The 22,612-nt window shown below is 71.8% G+C and carries 22 protein-coding genes and 1 pseudogene; 14 read left to right on the plus strand and 9 right to left on the minus strand.

Going from position 1 to position 22,612, the window contains the following annotated elements; all coding sequences use genetic code 11:
- Positions 1–123 precede the first annotated feature (123 nt).
- Both ACFZDE_RS33420 and ACFZDE_RS33425 read left to right on the plus strand, forming a co-directional pair.
- Complete coding sequence (locus ACFZDE_RS33420; RefSeq protein ID WP_391206443.1) at positions 124–1,251, plus strand: ferrochelatase; 1,128 nt, start codon at positions 124–126, stop codon at positions 1,249–1,251.
- A gap of 8 nt (positions 1,252–1,259) precedes the next feature.
- The gene (locus ACFZDE_RS33425; protein WP_390994681.1) at positions 1,260–2,075 is read left to right on the plus strand and encodes an inositol monophosphatase family protein; all 816 of its coding nucleotides are present in this window, start codon (positions 1,260–1,262) and stop codon (positions 2,073–2,075) included.
- A gap of 115 nt (positions 2,076–2,190) precedes the next feature.
- Here the strand turns inward: ACFZDE_RS33425 and ACFZDE_RS33430 are convergent, their stop codons facing one another.
- A complete protein-coding gene (locus tag ACFZDE_RS33430) occupies positions 2,191–2,364 on the minus strand; it encodes a hypothetical protein (protein ID WP_390994678.1) in 174 nt (57 codons plus the stop codon).
- A gap of 414 nt (positions 2,365–2,778) precedes the next feature.
- On the opposite strand from ACFZDE_RS33430, the gene ACFZDE_RS33435 reads away from it, so the two are divergent.
- The 4 genes from ACFZDE_RS33435 (at position 2,779) to ACFZDE_RS33450 (ending at position 6,404) form a co-directional block, all read left to right on the plus strand.
- Positions 2,779–3,432, plus strand: coding sequence for a response regulator (locus tag ACFZDE_RS33435; RefSeq protein WP_390994675.1), 654 nt, complete (start codon positions 2,779–2,781; stop codon positions 3,430–3,432).
- Positions 3,433–3,438: 6 nt separating this feature from the next.
- Complete coding sequence (locus tag ACFZDE_RS33440; protein ID WP_390994672.1) at positions 3,439–4,671, plus strand: ATP-binding protein; 1,233 nt, start codon at positions 3,439–3,441, stop codon at positions 4,669–4,671.
- A 406-nt stretch (positions 4,672–5,077) separates the two neighbouring features.
- Positions 5,078–5,374, plus strand: coding sequence for a DUF4193 domain-containing protein (locus ACFZDE_RS33445; RefSeq protein WP_003993510.1), 297 nt, complete (start codon positions 5,078–5,080; stop codon positions 5,372–5,374).
- Between the two features lie 13 nt (positions 5,375–5,387).
- A complete protein-coding gene (locus tag ACFZDE_RS33450; RefSeq protein ID WP_391206446.1) occupies positions 5,388–6,404 on the plus strand; it encodes a hypothetical protein in 1,017 nt (338 codons plus the stop codon).
- 87 nt (positions 6,405–6,491) lie between these two features.
- Here ACFZDE_RS33450 and ACFZDE_RS33455 read toward each other — a convergent pair whose 3' ends face one another.
- The gene (locus tag ACFZDE_RS33455; RefSeq protein WP_390994666.1) at positions 6,492–6,950 is read right to left on the minus strand and encodes a DUF3093 family protein; all 459 of its coding nucleotides are present in this window, start codon (positions 6,948–6,950) and stop codon (positions 6,492–6,494) included.
- A gap of 58 nt (positions 6,951–7,008) precedes the next feature.
- On the opposite strand from ACFZDE_RS33455, the gene ACFZDE_RS33460 reads away from it, so the two are divergent.
- The 7 genes and pseudogenes from ACFZDE_RS33460 (at position 7,009) to ACFZDE_RS33490 (ending at position 11,722) form a co-directional block, all read left to right on the plus strand.
- Positions 7,009–7,593: a hotdog domain-containing protein gene (locus tag ACFZDE_RS33460; RefSeq protein ID WP_390994664.1), complete on the plus strand. Its 585-nt coding sequence runs from the start codon at positions 7,009–7,011 to the stop codon at positions 7,591–7,593.
- A gap of 65 nt (positions 7,594–7,658) precedes the next feature.
- The gene (gene dut / locus ACFZDE_RS33465) at positions 7,659–8,195 is read left to right on the plus strand and encodes a dUTP diphosphatase (RefSeq protein ID WP_390994983.1); all 537 of its coding nucleotides are present in this window, start codon (positions 7,659–7,661) and stop codon (positions 8,193–8,195) included.
- A gap of 1 nt (position 8,196) precedes the next feature.
- Positions 8,197–8,949 (plus strand): DUF3710 domain-containing protein, encoded by a 753-nt coding sequence (locus tag ACFZDE_RS33470; protein WP_390994661.1) that lies wholly within the window; start codon positions 8,197–8,199, stop codon positions 8,947–8,949.
- Between the two features lie 158 nt (positions 8,950–9,107).
- Positions 9,108–10,274: an alginate lyase family protein gene (locus ACFZDE_RS33475; RefSeq protein ID WP_391206450.1), complete on the plus strand. Its 1,167-nt coding sequence runs from the start codon at positions 9,108–9,110 to the stop codon at positions 10,272–10,274.
- 131 nt (positions 10,275–10,405) lie between these two features.
- Positions 10,406–10,522 (plus strand): annotated as a pseudogene (locus tag ACFZDE_RS33480) (DNA-binding response regulator); the annotation flags it as partial.
- A 63-nt stretch (positions 10,523–10,585) separates the two neighbouring features.
- Positions 10,586–10,984 (plus strand): OB-fold nucleic acid binding domain-containing protein, encoded by a 399-nt coding sequence (locus ACFZDE_RS33485; RefSeq protein ID WP_390994656.1) that lies wholly within the window; start codon positions 10,586–10,588, stop codon positions 10,982–10,984.
- Positions 10,985–10,987: 3 nt separating this feature from the next.
- Positions 10,988–11,722, plus strand: a complete 735-nt coding sequence (locus tag ACFZDE_RS33490) for a DUF3159 domain-containing protein (RefSeq protein ID WP_390994653.1) — start codon at positions 10,988–10,990, stop codon at positions 11,720–11,722.
- A 110-nt stretch (positions 11,723–11,832) separates the two neighbouring features.
- Here the strand turns inward: ACFZDE_RS33490 and ACFZDE_RS33495 are convergent, their stop codons facing one another.
- From ACFZDE_RS33495 to ACFZDE_RS33515, 5 genes are all read right to left on the minus strand, one after another.
- On the minus strand, positions 11,833–12,507 hold the full coding sequence (locus ACFZDE_RS33495; protein WP_390994650.1) for an NAD-binding protein: 675 nt from the start codon (positions 12,505–12,507) through the stop codon (positions 11,833–11,835).
- Positions 12,507–13,178, minus strand: a complete 672-nt coding sequence (locus ACFZDE_RS33500; RefSeq protein WP_381038107.1) for a potassium channel family protein — start codon at positions 13,176–13,178, stop codon at positions 12,507–12,509. The genes ACFZDE_RS33495 and ACFZDE_RS33500 overlap by 1 nt, the downstream gene beginning before the upstream one ends.
- 271 nt (positions 13,179–13,449) lie before the next feature.
- A complete protein-coding gene (locus tag ACFZDE_RS33505) occupies positions 13,450–14,673 on the minus strand; it encodes a transposase (RefSeq protein ID WP_391206454.1) in 1,224 nt (407 codons plus the stop codon).
- Positions 14,674–15,415: 742 nt separating this feature from the next.
- Entirely contained in the window at positions 15,416–16,804 is a 1,389-nt protein-coding gene (locus ACFZDE_RS33510) for a lyase family protein (RefSeq protein WP_391206457.1), read from the minus strand.
- Positions 16,801–18,807 carry an FAD/NAD(P)-binding protein gene (locus ACFZDE_RS33515; RefSeq protein WP_391206460.1) on the minus strand — a complete coding sequence of 669 codons (2,007 nt, stop codon included), beginning with the start codon at positions 18,805–18,807 and terminating at the stop codon, positions 16,801–16,803. The genes ACFZDE_RS33510 and ACFZDE_RS33515 overlap by 4 nt, the downstream gene beginning before the upstream one ends.
- A gap of 189 nt (positions 18,808–18,996) precedes the next feature.
- Between ACFZDE_RS33515 and ACFZDE_RS33520 the strand changes: the two genes are divergently transcribed.
- Complete coding sequence (locus tag ACFZDE_RS33520; protein ID WP_391206463.1) at positions 18,997–19,977, plus strand: zinc-binding dehydrogenase; 981 nt, start codon at positions 18,997–18,999, stop codon at positions 19,975–19,977.
- A gap of 28 nt (positions 19,978–20,005) precedes the next feature.
- Here ACFZDE_RS33520 and ACFZDE_RS33525 read toward each other — a convergent pair whose 3' ends face one another.
- Together ACFZDE_RS33525 and ACFZDE_RS33530 are read right to left on the minus strand one after the other, a co-directional pair.
- Positions 20,006–21,925, minus strand: a complete 1,920-nt coding sequence (locus ACFZDE_RS33525; protein ID WP_391206466.1) for a chorismate-binding protein — start codon at positions 21,923–21,925, stop codon at positions 20,006–20,008.
- Positions 21,922–22,602 carry an isochorismatase family protein gene (locus tag ACFZDE_RS33530; RefSeq protein WP_390994637.1) on the minus strand — a complete coding sequence of 227 codons (681 nt, stop codon included), beginning with the start codon at positions 22,600–22,602 and terminating at the stop codon, positions 21,922–21,924. The genes ACFZDE_RS33525 and ACFZDE_RS33530 overlap by 4 nt, the downstream gene beginning before the upstream one ends.
- Positions 22,603–22,612: the final 10 nt, after the last annotated feature.

Genomic DNA, 22,612 nt, shown 5'->3' on the forward strand with positions numbered 1-22,612 from the left:
CGGCCCGGGCCGCCGTGGACGCACCCGTTCGGAGCATCCCCGCCGCGTCCGTCAGCCCTGCCGACCGCGCGAGTGCCACCCCGCCGTTCCCCGGCTGTCAGTGCAGGGTGGCAGGATCGAGGCATGCCAGACGCGCGCGATGTCAGCCCCTACGACGCCCTGCTCCTGCTCTCGTTCGGTGGCCCGGAAGGCCCGGACGACGTGGTTCCGTTCCTGGAGAACGTGACGCGTGGGCGCGGCATCCCCAAGGAACGCCTCAAGGAGGTCGGGCAGCACTACTTCCTCTTCGGCGGCGTCAGTCCGATCAACGACCAGAACCGCGCCCTGCTGGACGCCCTGCGCAAGGACTTCGCCGAGCACGGCCTGGACCTGCCGGTCTACTGGGGCAACCGCAACTGGGCGCCGTACCTGACGGACACGCTGCGCGAGATGGTCCGCGACGGCCGCCGCCGCATCCTGGTCCTCGCCACCAGCGCCTACGCCTCGTACTCGGGCTGCCGCCAGTACCGCGAGAACCTCGCCGACGCGCTCGCGGCCCTGGCGGCGGAAGGCCTGGACCTGCCGAAGGTCGACAAGCTGCGGCACTACTTCAACCACCCGGGCTTCCTGGAGCCCATGATCGACGGGGTGCTGCGGTCCCTCGCCGAGCTTCCCGAGGACGTCCGGGACGGGGCGCACCTCGCCTTCTCCACGCACTCGATCCCGACGGCCTCCGCCGACACCTCCGGCCCGGTCGAGGAGCACGGCGACGGCGGCGCGTACGTGAAGCAGCACCTGGACGTGGCCCGGCAGATCGCCGACGCCGTGCGGGAGCGCACCGGCGTCGACCACCCCTGGCAGCTCGTCTACCAGTCCCGCTCCGGCGCCCCGCACATCCCGTGGCTGGAGCCCGACATCTGCGACCACCTCGACGAGCGGCACGCGGCCGGTGTCCCGGCCGTCGTCATCGCCCCCATCGGCTTCGTCTCCGACCACATGGAGGTCCTCTACGACCTCGACACGGAGGCCAAGGCCCGGGCCGAGGAGCTCGGGTTGCCGATGCGGCGCTCCGCCACCGTCGGCGCCGACCCGAGGTTCGCCGCCGCGATCCGCGAGCTCGTCACCGAGCGGGCCGCCGCCGAGCGCGGGCAGGACGTCACGCCGTGCGCTCTCGGCGCCCTCGGAGCGAGCCGCAACCTGTGTCCGGTCGGCTGCTGCCCGGCCCGCGCCCCCCGGCCCGCCGCCGCGGGCGCCGACAGCACCTACGCGTGAGGAGCCCCGTGACCGACCCCCTGCACACGGACCTGCTCGAACTCGCCCGGGAGGCGGCTCGCCGCGCCGGGTCGCTGCTGCGGGACGGGCGTCCGGCCGACCTCGCGGTCGCCGCGACCAAGTCCAGTCCCATCGACGTCGTCACCGAGATGGACATCGCGGCGGAGAAGCTGATCACGGGCCTGATCGCCGAGCGCCGCCCGGACGACGGCTTCCTCGGCGAGGAGGGCGCCGCCACCGAGGGCACGAGCGGTGTGCGCTGGGTGATCGACCCGCTCGACGGCACCGTGAACTACCTGTACGGGCTGCCCACCTGGGCCGTCTCCATCGCCGCCGAGCAGGACGGCGAGACCGTCGTCGGGGTCGTCGCGGCCCCGATGCGCGGCGAGACCTTCCACGCCGTGCGCGGCCGGGGCGCCTGGGCCACCGGCGCCTGGGACGGCGAGCGCGCCCTGGCCTGCCGGCCCGCGCCGCAGCTGGACCACGCGCTGGTCTCGACGGGCTTCAACTACGTCGCCGACGTCCGCGCCCACCAGGCGGAGGTGGCGCGGCGGCTGATCCCGCTGCTGCGCGACATCCGGCGCGGCGGCTCGGCCGCGGTCGACCTGTGCGACGTGGCCGCGGGCCGCCTCGACGGCTACTACGAGCGCGGCCTGCACCCCTGGGACCTGGCCGCGGGGGACCTCATCGCCCGGGAGGCGGGCGCGCTGACCGGTGGGCGCCCCGGAGAGCGCCCCTCGGGCGATCTGGCGGTGGCGGGCACCCCCGGTGTCTTCGAGCCCCTCCAGCGCCTCCTGGAGGACTTCGGCGCCTGGCACGACTGAGCGGTGCAGGGCTCTTGGCACGACTGAGTGGTCCAGGGCGCCTGGCGTGACTGCGCGGTGAAGACGAAGCGGGCCCCGGCGCTGGATTCGCCGGGGCCCGCCGCGTACTGCACGATCAGACGCTCGTCGCGCTGACCACCACTCCGTGCTCGGCAGCGAGTCGGCGCAGGTCGTCGAGCTCGCCCTGCTCCACTTCGACGAGGAACTCGTCGCCCTCGTCGCGAGCCCGGGACAGATCGGACTCGGTCGCCCTTATGCGCTGCAGAAGTCCTGCGGTGAAAGCGTCCATGCTGCGCCCCCTCGTCCTGGGTCGTGGGTCGGTGGCACGGGGGTGTGCCGTTCGGAAGGGACGATCACGCCGCCCGCGGATGCCCAGCGCCGCTCGGCCGGGCGGCGACGGTGCCGGACACCCACGCCCGCCCTGCGGAAAAGCGGACTGATGCGCACCGCACGGTGGTGCGGCGCCAGCAGAGCGTGATCGTGGGATGTAAAGCCGTCCTCCCCAAGCTCCCTTCCGTGGAAACCTAACCGGAGGAGAAAATCTCGTATTCCCTCCCGGGGCCGGAGCCCTCACCCGCCTTACCTCCGACTTATGGCCGAAAAGGGCAGGATGGAGGGCAACACACCAGGCATCGTCAAAGACCCCTGCCCGCGTGCGCCCGATGCAGGGCGCACGCGGGGGGCATGAGGAAGGACCAGGAACGTGCGCGTACTCGTCGTCGAGGACGAGCAACTGCTCGCCGATGCGGTGGCCACCGGACTGCGCCGGGAGGCCATGGCCGTCGACGTCGTGTACGACGGCGCGGCCGCCCTGGAGCGCATCGGCGTCAACGACTACGACGTGGTCGTCCTCGACCGCGACCTCCCGCTCGTGCACGGCGACGAGGTCTGCCGCAAGATCGTCGAACTGGGCATGCCGACGCGGGTGCTGATGCTGACGGCCTCCGGTGACGTCAGTGACCGGGTCGAGGGGCTGGAGATCGGTGCCGACGACTACCTGCCCAAGCCCTTCGCGTTCAGTGAGCTCATCGCGCGCGTGCGCGCCCTCGGCCGGCGTACCAGCGTGCCGCTGCCGCCCGTCCTGGAGCGTGCCGGGATCAAGCTCGACCCCAACCGCCGCGAGGTCTTCCGCGACGGCAAGGAGGTCCAGCTCGCCCCCAAGGAGTTCGCGGTCCTGGAGGTGCTGATGCGCAGTGAGGGCGCCGTCGTCTCCGCGGAGCAGCTCCTGGAGAAGGCCTGGGACGAGAACACCGACCCGTTCACCAATGTGGTGCGCGTGACGGTCATGACCCTGCGCCGCAAGCTGGGCGAGCCGCCCGTCATCGTCACCGTCCCCGGCTCCGGTTACCGGATCTGATACCCCGTGGCCACGACTCCCGCGCCCCCGCAGGCGCCCCCCAAGCCCACCTGGGACCCCAGAAGGCCCGTACCGCCCTTCCCGTGGCTGCGCCCGACCATCCGCATAAGGCTCACGCTGCTCTACGGCGGCATGTTCCTGATCGCCGGCATCCTGCTGCTGTCGATCATCTACCTGCTGGCCGCGCAGGCCCTGAACGTGGGCAGCGACCTGCCGTTCAAGATCGTCGAGGGCAAGGTCACCAGCGACATCTGCAACCTGCCGGGCCAGGCTTCGCCCGCCGAGTTCAACGACGCCATGAACGCGTGCGTCAACGAGCAGCGCCGGCACGCGCTGGACAGCCTGCTCAGCCGCTCCCTGCTGGCGCTGCTGGGCCTGGCGGTCATCGCCTTCGCCTTCGGCTACGCCATGGCCGGACGGGTGCTCTCCCCGCTCGGCCGGATCACCCGCACCGCCCGCGCGGTGGCGGGCTCGGACCTCTCCCGCCGGATCGAGCTGGACGGCCCGGACGACGAGCTGAAGGAGCTGGCCGACACCTTCGACGACATGCTGGAGCGGCTCCAGCGGGCCTTCACCGCCCAGCAGCGCTTCGTCGGCAACGCCTCGCACGAGCTGAGAACGCCGCTGGCGATCAACCGCACGCTCCTCGAGGTGCATCTGTCCGACCCGAACGCGCCCGTGGAGCTCCAGCAGCTCGGCAAGACGCTGCTGGCCACCAACGAGCGCAGCGAGCAGCTCGTCGAGGGGCTGCTGCTCCTCGCCCGCAGCGACAACCAGATCGTCGAGCGCGGACCGGTGGACCTCGCCGAGGTCGCCGAGCAGGCCGTGGACCAGGTGCATGCCGAGGCCGAGGGCAAGGGCGTACTGATCCGGGGCGAGCAGAAGCCCGCGGTCGTCCAGGGCAACGGCGTACTGCTGGAGCGGATCGCGCTCAACCTGGTCCAGAACGCCGTGCGCTACAACATCCCCGAGGACGGCTGGGTCGAGGTCACCACCGACGTCCAGCACGGCCAGGCGGTCCTGGTCGTGTCCAACACCGGCCCGGTCGTGCCGGCCTACGAGATCGACAACCTCTTCGAGCCCTTCCGGCGGCTGCGCACGGAGCGGACGGGCAGCGACAAGGGCGTCGGGCTCGGGCTCTCCATCGTCCGGTCGGTGGCCCGGGCGCACGGCGGGCACATCTATGCCCAGCCGCGTGAGGGAGGTGGGCTCGTCATGCGCGTCACGCTGCCGATCTGAGATCATGTCGCCGATCAACTCGGCGGCACACGGGGATGTTCGCTTTGCGCGGAATTTCTGAGGCTGCACCGCGCGCGCACCGTGTGTGATCGATCACAGGGACGCCTTTCCGGCCATCTACTCTCCGTGATCATGCACGCTGTCGGAAAGCCGGGAAAATCCCGGTTTTCGGGGGTCTTGATCACGGGAAGTACACGGTGAGACGCCTTTGGCGTGCAGCATTCGGACCGTGTACGGTCCCCATCGCCATCCAAGCCGATCACTCGTCAGGAGTCCGGTTGGGTGTCGATTGAGTAACAGACCTTGATGTGAGGCAAAATCTCCGCCTCAGGTCGGGCACAAGTCCGGCCTCTCACGCGTTACGTGCGCTGGAGACACCGCAGACACCCAGAGGGGGAGAGCGACCATGGCAACCGATTACGACACTCCACGCAAGACCGACGACGACGTCGACTCGGACAGCCTCGAAGAGCTGAAGGCTCGGAGGAACGACAAGTCGGCCTCCGCCGTGGACGTCGACGAATTCGAGGCGGCAGAGGGCCTCGAGCTGCCCGGCGCCGACCTTTCGAACGAGGAGCTGGCCGTCCGGGTGCTCCCGAAGCAGCAGGACGAGTTCACCTGCATGAGCTGCTTCCTGGTCCACCACCGCAGCCAGCTGGCCCGCGAGAAGAACGGTCAGCCGATCTGCCGCGACTGCGACTGAGGACGGGTCGGCCGTGACTGGCTCGACCCCTCCCTGGAAGCGCCGCTTCTCCAAGCGGAAAGCGGACGAAGGGCCGAAGGACGGCCCGCAGTACGGCGCGCGTGACGACGAGCGAGGCACCACCGGTACCGGGGCGGCCTCGCTCGAACGGGCAGGCCGGGGTGACCTCCCGGCATCCGTGGACGCCCCCGCACCCGTCGCGCGACGACGGGCGGGGACGATCCGCGAGCGGGCATGGGAAGGCGCCCGCAAGGGCGGCGACCGGGCCCGGGCCGGACTCGCCTACCTCGCCGACCGCATCATCGAGCTGGCCCCGCGCGTCCCCGTGCGGGACCTGGCCACGCTGCGCAGACAGTTCCCGGGCCTCGGGCCCGAGCAGATCGCGGACAAACTCGTGACGGGCGCCGCGAACGCGACGGCCACGGTCGGAGCCGGTGTCGGCGCGGCCGCGATGCTCCCCGTCCCCCCGGCGATGCCGACGGAACTGGCCGCCGAGGTCACCGGCGTCGCGATGATCGAACTCAAGCTGATCGCCGAACTCCACGAGGTCTACGGCGTACGGCCGCCCGGCAACCTCAAGCAGCGCAGCACCGCGTACCTCGACTCGTGGTCGGGGGAGCGCGGGATCGACGCCACCAAGCCGTCGACGCTCAGCGCGGCACTGAACAGCCGCATGAAGCGCGAACTGCGGCAGCGGATCATGAAGCGCATGGTCCGCAGCATGCCGAACCTGATGCCGTTCCTGGTGGGCGCCGCCGTGGGGGCGGTCATGAACCGCGGCGAGACGAGAAAGCTCGCCGGCCGGATCCGCCGGGACCTGCGCAAGATCCAGGTGCCCTGGGAGGCTCTGGAGGCGCTCCCCGCCCTGGAACGTCCGGCGGACGCCCTGGAGATGGGCGAGATCACCGCGGACCCCCTGGGCCGCCACGAGGGCCACCGGCCCGACGGCAAAGACGCCGCGTACGGCAAAGACGGCGAGCACGGCGGGCGCAGCAGAAACGACGACGGTCGGCGCGGCCGCGGGCGGTGAGGGCGGCCGCCGCACAGCGGCTGCCGGGTGACACCCCGCGCATGTGTGCTACGCGGAGTACGCGGGTCGCGCGGCCCGCGCGGGTGGTTACGCGGGCGGTCGCGTCCGCAGCGCCTGCGCCAGCCGCTCCGGCTCGCGCGTGGACAGGTACAGGTACGGCGTCGGGTCCTGCGGGTCCGTGACCTCCACGCGCAGCGCTGTGGGGATGTACGCGCGCAGCAGGAGGAAGGCGCGCGGATCGGCCTTGTAGGTGCGCCAGGCGCGGGCCTCCTCCGCGTCCAGCACCTCCGCCTCGCCCAGCGCCGCCAGCGGGATCTTCGCCTCGCCTGCGATCAGAGAGTCCCCGACCACCCGGATGCGGACCGAGCCGTAGGAGCTCGCGGCGACGGCCGCGACCGCGGTGCCCCCGGCGAGACCGCCGAGCATCGGCAGTGTGCCGAACGGGAGCAGGACCAGGGCCATCGAGACGCCCACGAGGAACGAGATCAGCCACCAGGTCCGCGGGGCGGTGAGGCGTTCTTCGTAGGGGGCGGCGGAGAGCTGCATGGAGCCAAGCTTGACACGGTGTCCGGAAGGGGCCGACGCGCGGGTAAGGTCTCCGGCTGTGAGTGGTACTTCCGCAGCTCTTCAGCCTCCGGCCGACGCCGTGCAACCGGTGCGGCACCCGGACGCGCCCGCGCCCGGCGAGCTCCTCGGCGCGCACTACGGCCAGTGTTTCGGCTGTGGTGGCGAGCAGCCGCACGGGCTGCACCTGGAGGCGCGGGCCGGCGAGGGCGTCTCGCTCACCGCCGAGTTCACGGTGCAGCCCGCCCACCAGGGCGCCCCGGGCCTCGCGCACGGTGGCGTGCTGACCTCCGCCCTGGACGAGACCCTGGGCTCGCTGAACTGGCTGCTGCGCACGATCGCGGTGACCGGACGGCTGGAGACCGACTTCGTACGGCCCGTGCCCGTCGGTACCACGCTGTTCCTGGAGGCGGAGGTGACGGCGGTGGCCGGGCGCAAGATCTACTCCCGCGCGACCGGACGCGTCGGCGGCCCCGAGGGGCCCGTCGCGGTGCGCGCGGACGCGCTGTTCATCGAGGTGAAGGTCGACCACTTCGTCGACCACGGCCGCCAGGAGGAGATCCAGGCCGCCATGAACGACCCGGACCAGGTCCGTCGCGCCCGCGCCTTCGAGGTGAACCCGTGAGCCCGACCGGACCCGGGAGCGACACCGATCCCACGCGCCCCACGACCCCCGTGAGCCGCCCGCCGCTGGACGTGCTGATCCGTCGCGTCGATCCGGACGTACCGCTTCCGTCGTATGCGCAGCCCGGGGACGCCGGAGCCGATCTGCGGACCACCGAGGCGTGCCGGCTGGAGCCGGGCGAGCGGGCCGTGCTGCCCACGGGAGTGTCTGTGGCACTGCCGGAGGGGTACGCGGCCTTCGTGCACCCGCGATCCGGCCTGGCCGCCCGCTGCGGCGTCGCCTTGGTGAATGCCCCGGGGACGGTTGATGCCGGGTACCGTGGGGAGATCAAGGTGATCGTGGTGAATCTCGACCCGCGCGAGGCCGTGCGGTTCGAGCGCTTCGACCGGATTGCCCAACTGGTAGTCCAGCAGGTCGAGAAGGTTCGCTTCCAAGAGGTGGCAAAACTTCCCGACTCGACGCGGGCCGAGGGGGGCTTCGGGTCCACCGGAGGCCATGCGGCGGTGGACGGGACGAGCGGCACAAGCGGTCAGGCCGCCGTGGGCGGTCAGGCGGGTGGGAATCGATACGCTTCGGTCGTATCCGACCGGGAAGGACAGTGACGTGTTCGGACGTCGCAAGAAGAGGGATGCCGCCGAGGACGCGGCCGGCGAGGCCGAGCAGGTCGTCGACGGTGTCGACACTGAGGCGGACGACGAGCGCGAGCGCCTGAGGCTCGAGCCCGCGCCGCGCCCCGACGGGCCCTGGGACGACTCGGAGGTCCGTGACCCGGCCGAGGGCCGGGTCGACCTGGGCGGCCTGTTCGTGCCGGGCGTCGACGGCATGGAGCTCAGGGTCGAGGTCGCGGGCGACGCGATCGTCGCGGCGACGGTCGTGCTGCGCGACAGCGCCATCCAGCTCCAGGGCTTCGCCGCCCCCAAGCGCGAGGGCATCTGGGGCGAGGTGCGCGAGGAGATCGGCACCGGCATCACCCAGCAGGGCGGCATCGTCGACGAGGTCGAGGGGCCGCTGGGCTGGGAGCTGCGCGCGCAGGTGCCCGTACAGCTGCCGGACGGCACCGGCGGGTTCCAGGTCGTGCGGTTCGTCGGTGTGGACGGCCCCCGCTGGTTCCTGCGCGGGGTCATCTCGGGCCAGGGCGCGGTGCAGCCGCAGGCCGCCGGGCTGCTCGAGCAGATCTTCCGGGACACGGTCGTGGTTCGCGGCGAGGGCCCGATGGCGCCCCGCGACCCGATCGTCCTGAAGCTGCCGAACGACGCCCAGATGGTCCCCGAGGGCGTCCAGCAGGAAGAGGGCTCCCGTTTCGCAGGCGGGATGGGTCAGCTCCAGCGCGGACCGGAGATCACCGAGGTCCGCTGACCCACAGAGACACCAGGGCCGCATCCCACCAGGGGTGCGGCCCTTTCTCATGCACGGAACCTTGACGCCGCATTGGTCTGTACCTACCGTCTCCGTCCAACGCGTCTGTTCATAAAGGCGCTTCGCGTTCACATACGAGAACGGAAGGCCCCCCACGCATGCGCAGAACCGCTCTCCTCGCGGCCTCGGCCGCCCTCGTCGCCGGTGCTCTCACCTGGCCCGCCGACGCCGCGCCCACCACGTTCGCCCACCCCGGAGTCACCGTCTCCAAGGGCCAGTTGGACTTCACCCGGTCCAAGGTCAACGCCGGCGCCCAGCCCTGGAAGGGCGCCTTCGACCAGATGATGGCGAGCAAGTACGCCGACCTGAACCGCGCGCCCAAGCCCCGGGCGGTCGTCGAATGCGGTTCGTACTCCAACCCCAACTTCGGCTGCACCGACGAGCGTGAGGACGCGATCGCCGCGTACACCCACGCCCTCGCCTGGTACCTCACCCGCGACGAACGGCACGCCCGCAAGGCCATCGAGCTGATGGACGCCTGGTCCGCCGTGATCAGGGACCACACCAACAGCAACGCGCCCCTGCAGACCGGCTGGGCCGGTTCCTCCTGGCCGAAGGCCGCCGAGATCATCAAGTACACGTACACCGGCACCTGGGCGAACTCCGGCCGCTTCGCCACCATGCTCCGCACGGTCTACCTGCCCGAGATCATCAACGGCTCGAATTCCAACGGCAACTGGGAACTGTCGATGATGGAGGCCGCCGTCGGCATCTCCGTCTTCCTGGAGGACAAGGCGTCGTACGACAAGGCCATGGCGAAGTTCCGCACCCGCACGGCCGCCTACGTCTACCTCGAGTCCGACGGTGCGCTGCCCAAGACCGTGCCGAGCCAGAACCTGAACACCCGGGAGAAGATCATCAAGTACTGGCACGGCCAGTCGACCTTCGTCAACGGACTCAGCCAGGAGACCTGCCGCGACTTCACCCACACCGGCTACGGCCTCTCGGCCATCTCGCACGTCGCCGAGACCAGCCGCATCCAGGGCCAGGACCTCTACGGCACCGACGTGGGCGAGCGGCTGCGGCACGGGCTCGGCTTCCACGCCAAGTACCAGCTGGGCGCCGGCCCCGGGGGCGGGCTGTGCGGCGGCTCGCTCAAGCTCGGGCTCGGACCGGTGACCGAGGTCGGCCACAACGCCCTGGCCAACCGTCTCGGGCACGCCATGACCAACACCACCACGCTGACCCAGCGCGGCCGCCCCGCGGGCAGCAACAACCTCTTCGTGGCCTGGGAGACCCTCACGCACGGCGACAACCCGGCCTGACCAGGGGGCATGGGGCTGGGGCCCGCGGTGGCGCGCGGCTTCGCCGAGGCCGTGGGCGGCCCACGCGGTACGCCGCCGGGGGCGCCCGGCGGCGGGCTCACCGTGGTCACGGCGAGGGCGATGCGATCGCTGACACCACCTGTCTGCGCGTGTACATGGCGCGGTTGCCACGCGAGCTGGAGGCGGATCCCCCGTATCCGATGCACTTCGTCACCGAGCCGGGGACGGGGTACCGGTTCGAGAAGTGAGGGGTGCCGCAGCGGGAATCGGGCTCCTCGCCCATCGTCAGCGGGCCCCGGTACGCTTCAGACATGAGTGCTGTTCCTCGTTCCGAAAAGCCGGTGGGCCGGTTCCGGCGCATGCTCGACCGGCTCTCCTCGTCGCAGGAGGACCTGGAGTCCGAGGAGCTGCGGGAGGACACCGCGACGGCCGGCTGTATCAGGATCGGAGACTGCCAGGACCGGCAGATAGTGACGGTTACTGGTACCTTGCGCACGGTCACCCTTCGGCCGCGTGCCGGAGTCCCGGCCCTGGAGGCCGAGCTGTTCGACGGCTCCGCCGCGCTGGACGTGGTGTGGCTCGGCAGACGCTCCATCGTGGGGATAGAGCCGGGGCGCAAGCTGATCGCATCGGGCCGGATCTCGATGAGCCGGGGCCGTCGGGTGCTGTTCAATCCCAAGTACGAACTGAGACCCCTCGGACGGGAGTAGCCGGTGACGTCGCTCGACAAGCCGACCGAAGAGACATCTGCGGACGACGCCCGGGCGGTGACCGAGGCCGCCCTGTTCGAGGCGTTCGGCGGCGTGCGGGGCATGGTGGAGACGGTGGTTCCCGGTCTCCTCTTCGTCACCATCTACACGATCAACAAGGACCTGCACATGTCGGCGATCGCGGCGCTGGCCGTGTCGCTGGTGCTGGTCGTGGTCCGGCTGGTGACGAAGGACACCGTCAAGCACGCTTTCAGCGGTGTCTTCGGCGTGGCATTCGGCGTCGTCTTCGCGATGATGACCGGCAACGCCAAGGACTTCTACCTGCCCGGCATGCTCTACACGCTGGGACTGGGCCTCGCCTACATCATCACGACCCTGTGCGGCGTGCCGCTGATCGGGCTGATCCTCGGCCCGGTCTTCAAGGAGAACCTCTCCTGGCGCACCCGCAACCCCGGCCGCAAGAAGGCGTACGCCAAGGCCAGCTACGCGTGGGGGGCGATCCTGCTCGCCAAGTGCGCGATCCTCTTCCCGCTGTACTGGTGGGCCGACACCACGCAGCTGGGCTGGGTCCTGGTCGCCCTGAAGATCCCGCCGTTCCTGCTCGCGGTGTACCTGACGTGGGTCTTCCTGGCGAAGGCGCCCGCGCCCATCGACGTGTTCGCGGAGATGGAGGCGGAGGAGAGGGCGGCCGAGGAGCGGGAGCGGCAGGACGCCGCCGCCCGGTCCGCCGAGCAGTGAGCCTCCACCGCTGATCAGCGAGCCTCCGCCGCTGACGGAGAACCTCCACAGCCGACGGAAGGGGCGTCCCGAGCACTCGGGACGCCCCTTCGGCGTTCACGGCGACCGGCTCAGCCCGTCGCGCCGCGCCGCACCGACAGCAGGTCCTCCAGCTGCTCCTCACGGGCCTGGGCGGCCACGAAGAGGAGTTCGTCGCCGGCCTCCAGGGAGTCCTCGCGGGAGGGAGTCAGGACGCGGTTGCCACGGATGATCGTCACCAGGGACGTGTCCTGCGGCCACTCGACGTCGCCGACCTGCGTGCCGGCCAGGGCCGACTCCTCCGGCAGGGTCAGCTCCACCAGGTTGGCGTCGCCGTGGCTGAAGCGGAGAAGTCGGACCAGGTCGCCCACGCTCACCGCCTCCTCGACCAGGGCCGACATCAGACGCGGGGTGGAGACGGCCACGTCCACGCCCCAGGACTCGTTGAACAACCACTCGTTCTTGGGGTTGTTCACGCGGGCGACGACGCGTGGGACGCCGTACTCCGTCTTCGCCAGCAGGGACACGACCAGGTTCACCTTGTCGTCGCCGGTCGCGGCGATCACGACGTTGCAGCGCTGGAGCGCCGCCTCGTCCAGGGACGTGATCTCGCAGGCGTCGGCGAGCAGCCACTCGGCCTGCGGGACCCGTTCGACCGAGATGGCGGTCGGTGCCTTGTCGATCAGCAGGACTTCGTGGCCGTTCTCCAGCAGTTCGCCCGCGATCGAGCGGCCGACGGCGCCGGCTCCGGCAATGGCGACCCTCATCAGTGACCGCCCTCCTCTTCGGGACCCTTGGCGAACGCCGCCTCCACCTTGTCGACCTCGTCGGTGCGCATCATCACGTGCACCAGGTCGCCCTCCTGCAGCACCGTCTGTGAGGTGGGCAGGACCGCCTCACCGAGCCGGGTCAGGAACGCCACGCGTACGCCGGTCTCCTCCTGCATCCGGCTGATCTTGTGGCCGACCCAGGCGGTGGAGGTGTGCACCTCGGCGAGCTGGACGCCGCCGGTGGGGTCGCGCCACAGCGGCTCGGCGCCGGAGGGGAGCAGACGGCGCAGCATCTGGTCGGCCGTCCAGCGGACCGTCGCGACGGTGGGGATGCCCAGGCGCTGGTAGACCTCCGCGCGGCGCGGGTCGTAGATGCGGGCGGCGACGTTCTCGATGCCGAACATCTCACGGGCCACGCGCGCGGCGATGATGTTGGAGTTGTCACCGCTGGAGACGGCGGCGAAGGCGCCGGCCTCCTCGATGCCCGCCTCGCGCAGCGTGTCCTGGTCGAAGCCGACACCGGTGACCCGGCGGCCGCCGAACGAGGAGCCGAGGCGGCGGAAGGCGGTGGGGTCCTGGTCGACCACGGCGACCGTGTGCCCCTGTTGCTCCAGGTTCTGGGCCAGTGCGGAACCCACCCTTCCGCACCCCATGATGACGATGTGCATGGGCTCACACCACGCTTCCCGCAGACCTTCCGGCCTGCGTCCGTGTTCTGCTCATGTCTCTCTCTCGGCTCGCCGGGCAGCACTTCGCGGCCTTCTGTGCGGGCCGCCAGGCACCATCATGCCGGGGAATGCCGGGTGTGATCCCCATCGGTGTCCGCACGCCCGGCCGACCGTCCGTCTCCAACGTATAGGCAAGGCCGGGTCGGCCCACCAGGGCCCTCGGGTACGGCGGGTCCAGGGTCCCGGCGGGGTGGGTGGTCACGCGGGTCGGCTAGGCCGCCAGTCTGCGTTCCGCCAGTTCCGTGGCCGCGTGGGCGACGGAGGCGAGGGTGGCGTGGCGGTGCCAGCCGGCGAAGGAGCGGCCGACGAAGTCCCGGATGCCCACGCGCTCGGCGCGTGGCATGCCGCGGCTCTCCACCCGCCGGCTGTGACCCACCAGCCGCAGCAGGGCGGCAGGATCAGCCGTTCGCACATCGGTCAGCCACAGCTCCTCGGGCCAGCGGGATCCGCCGCGGCCGACGGCGAGGAGCAGGAACTCCGGACGGCCGCGGCCGCGGCGGGTGGAGTCGAGCACGGTCGGCAGGCGGACGCGCACCGTGGCGACGAGCTCCATGGAGCCGTGCGTGCCCGTCGGGTAGACCGCCACGCGCCGTCGGCCCGCCTTGGCCAGATGCGCGATCTGGCTCGCCTGTAAGGGGCTCTCCCCCCAGCCGGGCAGCGCGGGGTCGTCGGGCAGCAGCCAGGTGTCGCCGGAGATCCGGGCGATGTGGTTCAGGCCGGCGGCGCTGAGTCGCGAGCTGATCCTGATGGCGTCGAGCCGCTCCGCGTTCAGCGTCACGGGGCAGCGCGGCAGGTGCAGACGGGACACCGTCTCCAGATAGGCGCTGACCATCGAGTCCTCGGGCGTGGCCGGTCCGGCCGCCTCAGCGACGGACGCCGCCCGATCGTCCCGGGCGGCTCCCCGGGCTCCCTCCGGCGGCATGTGGATCCACCAGTTGAGCGGACTCGCCGTGCGCGCGGACACCCCCCAGACGCCGATCACCTGCTGTGCGGTGACGGCCTGACCGCGCTCCCAGGAGAACGTCCGGGCCACACCGACCGAGTGGGGACCTGACTTCGGTATGACCATCAGGTGCAGCACACACGCCTGCAGCGGCAGGTGATGGACCAGGTGACGACCGAGGGTCTCGCGCATGGGGGCCCACTCCCAGGTCGAGTCGTTGATGAAGTGGTGCAGGCCCTGGTCGTTGACCTGGTCTCCGAGGAAGGCGGCGATATTTCTTATCGACTTCCGTCCGGTGGCGCCCAGCAGGCCCCGCAGGTACATCATCCCTTTTCGTCGCTGATCGGCCCGCGGGAGCGACGAGAAAACAATGGGGGACAATTCGGATAGGGAGCGGTCGAGGGCTGCTCTGCGCATTGCGTCGGAGTCGAGCGGGTTCGCGAGTGGAGGCCGAATCCGGGTGTGGTCGGGCACACCGCTGATCATGGTCATACCGATCTCCTCGTGGGGGGTTCGATGGAAGAGGGCGGCTTTTATTCCCGCGTGAATGGAATGCGTTCGGCATGCGTGGACGCCCCACCGGATGCCGGACGTCGGGCCGTGCTCTCCCGCGGGCGCGGCGCATCGCCGCTTTGGTGGCGAACCGTCGGCGCGCGGGCGGATGTCGCCCACGGCGGTGTGGACGGGCTCGGTCGGGAACGGCGGGCGGCGTGCTACGGCGACTGTGCCGGTGGCACGGCTGCGGGACCGGGGGAGGGCATGCTCAGAAGAGCACGTCGGTCCACGGACATGACGGGCCCCGGGCCGCGGTTGTGCGGCGTGCCCGAGGGTGCCCGGGTGAAAGGGAACGGCGCGGATTCCCCGAACAATTCAGCGCGCCTACGGCCGCAAACTCAGTGGTTCCTTCTCGGAGCGGCGGTGTGCATCGTGAGGCGGTTTCTCCGTGTCAGACCTGGACCATCCATCACGTCCCCCTTTTTCGAGCACCTTTCGAGGGGTTCCTTCAGCTGAAAGTGCCACCGTAATTCAAGTGGATTTCTTGCCCCTCAGTGGTCTCTCGGACTTTCTGAAATTCAAACCCAGCGCCCCCGCGCCGCGCAAGGTCGTCGACCGGTCAGCTCGTCATGAGCAAGGTCAGGTTGGTCAGCACCGTACGTCGGTCCGGCAACGGTCAGATCGGGGTCAGGAGGGCGTCGGCGAAGTGCCGGAAGACCGGAACCGGGTGTCCTTCGGCTCAGTCCCGCAGCGACCTGTCCACCAGGTCGGCGGCGGCGCCCACATAGCTGCCCGGATCGCACAACCGGGCCAGCTGATCCGGGGTGAATCGACCCGTGAGCTCGGGCTGCTCCAGGAGCTGCTCGGCCAGCGGCCTGCCGAGACGGTCCGAGGCGTCGGCAGCGCGCGTCAGGACGTCACGCGCGGCCTCCTTGCCCACCAGGGGAGCCAGCAGCGCCACCAGACGCTCGGCGACGATCCGGCCTCCGGTGAGCCCCAGATCGGTGAGCATCCGCTCCGGCCGCACCACCAGGCCCTCGGCCAGCTCCACCGCCGTGTGGGCGGCGCCGCCGGCCAGCCGCAGGCACTCCCGCAGCGGCTGCCACTCCGCGTGCCACACCCCGGCCGACCGCTCGTCCTCGGTGACCAGGCACTGGGTCAGCACCGCCGTCAGCGCGGGCACCTGGAGCGCGGCGCTGCGGATCAACGTCGCCAGTACCGGGTTGCGCTTCTGCGGCATGGCGGACGAACCGCCCCGCCCGGGAACGGCCGGCTCGGCCACCTCACCGACCTCGGTCCTGGTCAGTGACAGCACATCGACGGCCACCTTGCCCAGGGCGCCCGTGGTGTGGGCCAGGGCGGCGGCGAGATCGGCCACCGGCGTGCGCAGCGCGTGCCAGGGAAGCACGGGTGCGCACAGCCCCGTACGGGCCGCGAAGGCCGCCAGGAGACCTTCGGCGTCGGCGCCGTGCTCGAGATACCCGGCCAGCGTTCCCGCGGCGCCGCCCAGGGACACCGGCAGGGCCGTGAGCACCCCGGCCACCCGGGCGTCGGCGTCGAGCACCAGCCTGCGCCAGCCGGCGGCCTTCAGCCCGAACGTGGTGGGCACGGCGTGCAGGGCCAGGGTGCGTCCGGGAAGCGCGGTGTCGCGGTGCTCGCGCGCCAGCACCGCGAACGCGGCCGCGACGCGCGCGAGGTCCGCGCGCAACAGTCCCAACGCGTCGCGGGCGACGAGCATCGCCGCGGTGTCGAAGATGTCCTGACTGGTCGACCCCAGGTGCACGTACTCGGCCGCGGCGGGGTCCAGGGCGGCCACCGCGCGCGTCAGCTCCCGGACCAGGGCGACCACCGGGTTGGCGCTCTCGCGCGCCGCCACGGCCAGGGCCCGCGGATCCAGCCGGTCCGCTCGCGCGGCCCGGCCGATGGTCTCCGCCGCCCACGGCGGCACGACGCCGATCGCGGCCTGGGCGTGCGCCAGCGCGGCCTCCGCGTCCAGCATCGCCCGCAGCCACGCATGGTCGGACACCGCCCGCTCCACGGGGGTGCCGGCGCGCACCGGCGACAGCAGGCCCGCGTCCGTCGTGTGCGGACCGTCCCCCGTTGCCCCCTCCGTCCCACGCGTCGTCACACGGTCACCTCGACGGGGGTGTGCTCAGTGTCCCCGCCCGCGTCCGCCCGGCTGGAACCCAGGGCGAGCACCGCCCGGGCGATCGCGTCCGCGTCGGCGATGGTCACCGAGTCGACACCCGGCCGGATCCCCGCCGCCGTCACCCAGTGGACCGACTCGGTCGGCACGCCGTACGCGAACCGCCGCGGGTGCGCTCGTCCCTGCGGGTCGATCAGTCGGTAGGGCCGGGTCGTCACCGCCAGACCGCCCGTCTCGTACGCCGCCCCGTCCCCGGTGGGGATGCGGTACGCGGCACAGGACTCGGTGCTCAGCATGTGCCGCAGCAGCGGGTCGGCCGTACGTCGCAGGTCGGGCGTCGGCAGCCGGGCCTCGATGAGGGTGCGCGCCCGGACGGTGGGCCCGGGGACCGTGTCGGAGCCGGCGACGAACCAGCCGCCGCCCGTGTCGATCCGGATCCGGGTGCCCGGGCCGGTCAGCTGCAGCACCCCGGCCTCGATCAGCGCGATCATCTCCTGGGTGCGCCGCGGAGGGGGACCGATGGACAGAAACGCGTTGAGCGGGGTGTACCACCGCTCGAGTTCGTCGCGGTGCGACACTCCGTCCAGGCCACCGTGGTCGACGGCCAGCCTTACCTCGTTGCGCAGGTCGCGCAGCACGTCCAGGGCGGCTTTGAGCGGGCCGCTCACGTTGCCCTGCCGCGCGTGCCGGACGTCCTCGCGCAACCAGCCGAGCAACCAGGTCCGGAAGTCGTCCCGGTCCGCGAAGTCCCGCTGCCCCGCGGGGTCGGCGACAGCCTCCCAGGACCAACGGAGTTCGGGCGGTACGCCGTGTTCGCTCAGCACGGCCTCGCGTTCGGGCGCTTGCGCGCACGCGAGGTAGCGCTCGGCGAACCCGGCGCGCGCGGTGTTCCCTCGGCCGTTCGCCAGCAGTGTCTCGTAGTAGACGGACTCCACCTCGCGCGCGATGAGCGGCCACAGGTCCTCGGTGAAGGACAGGGGCGGGCCGCCCGCCGCCGTCCGCCGGCGCAGGTCTTCCGCGTGCCGCGCGGACAGCAGTCGCGGCAGGTGACGGCCGGACGAGCCCTTCTCGTTCGCGCCGCGCGCATGGAAGGGCACCCCGCGCCGTGAACTGGCGTACAGCACCGGCTCCTCGCCGCTGGGGCGGTACACCAGCCCGTCGCCGGCGGTCTCGAACCGGCCGCCGCGGCCGAGGGTGAGCAGCGCCATGTAGTCGAAGAAGCACAGCCCCAGGCCGCGCAGGAGCACCGGCTGCCCGGCCCGGACGCCGTCCAGGTCGGCATCGGCGGGGTTGCCGGGCGGCAGATAGGTGAGGTGGTGGATCCGGGACAGGCTCGCCGTGCGTTCCTCCTGCGGCGTCGGCCGGGTCGGCACATGGCCCTGGGCCAGCACGATGCCGTCCAGATGGTTCAGCCGGGTACCGTCCGCGAGGCGCACGCCCTGCGGGCCGCCAGGGAAGCCCAGGGTGTCGGCCACCGCCACGGCACGCGAGCGATGCACCCGGATCTCCACATGGCCGGGGGCCGCGGCCACGACGCGGCGGAAGCAGTCGGCGTAGTACTGCCCGCACAGGGCGCGGGTCGGGTAGCCGTCCGGTCCCAGCGAGCGCGCCTCGGCCAGGGTGGCGGCGTCGGGCATCGGGCCGTCGGCCCCGCCGTCCACGAGGTCACGCCCCTCAGGCGCGTATCCGTCCCGCAACGACACCGCCCACTCGTACAGGCTCGGCCCCGGCTCGACCGGTCCGGCGATGCGGGACGCCGCGTCGGAGTAGACGGTGATCTGCGACGCGACGGTGTTGGCGAGCAGGTACCGCGACTGGTCGGGGCGCCACACCGCGCCCGCTCCGGGCGGGCCGGCGTCCACGACGTGGATGAGCACCCGAGGGTGCGAGGGCCGCGCCCGCTCGTGCGCGCACAGTCGCTCCAGCACCGCGAGTCCACGCGGGCCGGCGCCGATGACCGCGATCTCGTGCACTGTCCTGGTCAATCCGAGCACCCCTTCTCCACTCCGGACGCTCTGATCCTGAAACCGGCGGCCGCACGTGGGCAACGCTGGGTCCGACAGTCCGTCAGGTGCGGTGTCACAGGCGGTGAATCCGGCGGCGAGGTGACACATTCGGTGGCCGTCGGCCCCGGAAGACGGCCGTGCCGGAGCCCGCGGGGCAAAGCTCTCGGTATGCGTGCTGCCTACATCGACGAATTCGGTCCCGCACACTCCATACGCTTCGGCGCGCTCGCCGACCCCCGGCCGGGCGCGCACGACGTCCTGGTGGACGTGGAGGTGACGACCGCCAACCACGTCGACACCTTCATCAGGGCCGGTGCGGTGCGTACCGAGGTGGAGTTCCCCTTCGTCGTCGGCCGCGACCTGGTCGGCCGGGTCGCCGCCGTGGGGGAGCGGGCGACGGGCTTCGAGGTGGGGGAGCGGGTGTGGTGCAACAGCCTCGGCCACGCCGGCCGGCAGGGCGCGGCGGCCGAGCGCGCCGTCGTACCGGCCGAGCGGCTGTACCGGCTCCCGGACGGTGTCGACCCCGAGACCGCGGTGACCCAGCTGCACCCCGCCACCACGGCCTATCTCGGCCTGGTCACCCACGGAGGGCTGCGCGCCGGATCGACCGTGGTGGTGGTCGGGGCCGCCGGCAACGTCGGCTCCGCCATGGTGGTCATCGCGTCCCGGGCCGGTGCCCGGGTCGTGGCCGTCGCCCATGGACGCGACGCCGCGCACTGCCGCGCGCTGGGGGCCGACACCGTCGTCGACCGCACGCGCGACGACCTCGGGGCGCGGCTGGCCCGGGTGTGCCCCGAGGGCGTCGACCTCTACGTGGACGCGGCGGGCGTCAACGACCTGGCCACCGCGGTGGACCTGCTCGCCTGGCGGGGCCGGATCGTCCTGCTCGCGGGCCTGCGCACCACACCGGCCCTGCCGGCCGGGCCGCTGTACGTGCGGGACCGGTCGGTCGTCGGTTTCGCCATCACCGGGGCCCCGGCCGCCGAACTCGCCGACGCCGCGCGGTGCGTCAACGAGCTGTTGGCTCAGGACCGCCTGCGCCCCCGCGAAGTGCGTGTGCTGCCGCTGAGCGCCACCGCCGAGGTCCACCGCATGCTGGAGGCGAACGAACTGAACGGCAGGCGGGTGGCTTTGACCACCACCACGTGAGGCCGCCGACGTCCCGGCCCCACGGGACTCAGGAAGGGACCGGGCGTTGCGTTCCCTCGAGTACGCCGGCGAGCAGGGTGCCCAGGATGCGCACCCCGTCCCGGGTGAGTACCGACTCGGCGTGGAACTGCACGCCGGCGAAGAACGCACCGCGCAGCGCGTGGACATCACCGGCCACGGGATCCCGGCTGATCTCCACGTCACCGACGCCCGGCACATCGAGCCGGCCGGACGCACTGCGCGCCACGAAGCTGTTGTAGAAGCCGACGCGTTCGCGGCTGCCGAAGAGGTCGATGTCCCGCTGCACCCCCTGGTGCGGTGTGTCCCGCCGCCGCACGTCGAGGCCCAGCCGATGACAGAGCACCTGGTGACTCAGGCAGACGGCGAGGAAGGGACGCCGCTCGGCGAGCAGTGTGCCGATGTCGTCGTGCAGCTTGGCGATCCGGTGCTCGCCGGTGTGCAGCGGGTTGCCGGGGCCCGGGCCCATCACGATCAGGTCGTGTTCGTCGAAGGCGTAGGACTCGTCGTGCCGGCGGGTGGTCACCGTCAGACCGGTCGCCTCCAGCTGGTGGGCGATCATCGAGGTGAAGGTGTCCTCGGCGTCGACGACCAGGAGGCGCCGGCCGGACGGCACCGCACCGGCCGCCGCCGCGGGGGCCGGGCCGCGCAGCCAGAAGTCGGCGATGTCGTCGTTGCGGGCGCGCAGCGCGGACAGCACGGACGGATGACGGCCCAGCGCCCCCTGGGGTTCGGCCCGCAGGGCGCTGAGCAGGCCGGTCGCCTTCGCCCGGGTCTCCGCCACCTCCGCCACCGGGTCGGAGTCGCGCACCAGGGTCGCGCCCACCCCGATCGCGAGGCGCCCCGAGGCGTCGATGTCGGCGGTGCGGATGAGGATCGACGAGTCCAGCGTGCGACCGCCATGGCCGTCCCGGCCCACCAGGGCGACCACACCGCTGTAGTAACCGCGGCCCTCCGGTTCGTACTTGGCGATCACCCGGCTCGCGTTCTCCAGCGGGCTGCCCGTGACGGTCGGGGCGAACAGGGTGCCGTGCAGGATCTCCCGGACGTCGCGCTCCGTGCGCCCCTCGATGACGTACTCGGTGTGGGCGAGCCGGGCCATCTCCTTGAGGTACGGGCCCACCACGCGCACGTCCCTGTCGCAGACCCGGGACATCATCTTGAGTTCCTCGTCCACCACCATGAACAGCTCGTACTTCTCCTTGTGGTCCCCGAGGAAGTCCATGACGCCCGACAGGGTCGGCCCCGACGCCGGGTAGCGGTAGGTGCCGCTGATCGGGTTCATCACCGCGGTCCCGTCCCGCAGGCTGACGTGCCGCTCCGGGGTGGCCCCCACCAGGGTCCGCTCGCCGGTGTGGACCAGGAACGTCCAGTAGACACCGGACTCCCGCGCCAGCAGCCGCCGGAAGAGCGCCGCTGCCGTCGCCGGGGAGTAGTCCGAGACGTCGGCGAGGAAGCGGCGCTTGACGACGAAGTTCGCACCCTCGCCGACAGCGATCTCGTCGGCGAGCACCCGTCGCACGAGATCCGCGTACGTGTCGTCGTCGATGTCGAAGTGCTCGCCCGTCATCCGGATCGGCACGTCGGGTACGCGGGCGAGCACCGCCGCCCGGCTGAGCGAGGCCTGCTCCCGCACGGTCATGGCGAGCAGCGGCCGCCCGTCGTCGGGCACGGGGAAGCCGCGCTCGGCCAACTGCCGGTACGGCAGCAGCGCCAGGACGTCCGCCCCGGCCGGGCCGTGCGCCGACTCCGGCAGCGGCAGGTCGGCGACCCGGTCCAGCGCGCCCACCGGGCCGGTCAGGATCTCCACCCGGTCGACGTCGGTGACCGTGGGGCGGTACAGCAGAGCGAACGGCTGCGTGTGGGGGAAGGACAGGACGCGGTCCAGGAGGGCCTCGGCCGCCCCGGTCACCACCGGCCGGGCGGTCATGCGACGGCTCGCTTGCCGGGCTCGGCGCGGTCCTCGCCGAGGAGCGTGCCGCCCTCGACGGGCAGCCGCCGCGTGGTGGACACGAACGCGCAGCGCCGGGCGGCGTAGGTGAGGGCGAGCCGGTGCTCCTGCGCGGAGAAGTCGGCGACGGCGTCTGCGACGAGGAACGTCCGGATGTCCTGGGCGAACGCGTCGACGGCGGTGGCGAGGACGCCGATGTGGGCGTAGACCCCGCAGAGGATCAACTGGTCGCGGCCGGACGCGCGGAGCCGCTCCAGCAGGCCGGAGCGGACGAAGGCGCTGTAGCGCCACTTGGTGAACCGCCAGTCGCCCGGGCGCGGCGCCAGCGCGTCGGTCACGGCCCGGTCCTCGGGCGCCGGACGCATCCCCGGGCCCCAGAAGTCCATGAGCAGCCCGCGCTCCTCCCTGGTCATGCTGCCGGGCTGCGCCGTGAACGCGACGGGTATCCCGAGACGGTCGCACCGCTCCCGCAGCAGCGCGATGTTGCTGATCAGTTCACGGCGCTGGCCCTCGGCGAACGGCCTGAGGAAGTACCGCTGCATGTCGTGCACGAGCAGCACGGCACGGTCCGCGCGCACCGTCCAGCGCACGGTGTTGGCCGGCAGGTCGTCCTCGCCTGGCATCGGGTATGCGGCGATGTCGGGGATCCCGGGCATGGTCAGGTCT

Source organism: Streptomyces sp. NPDC007929 (assembly GCF_042959065.1).
Taxonomy (GTDB): domain Bacteria; phylum Actinomycetota; class Actinomycetes; order Streptomycetales; family Streptomycetaceae; genus Streptomyces.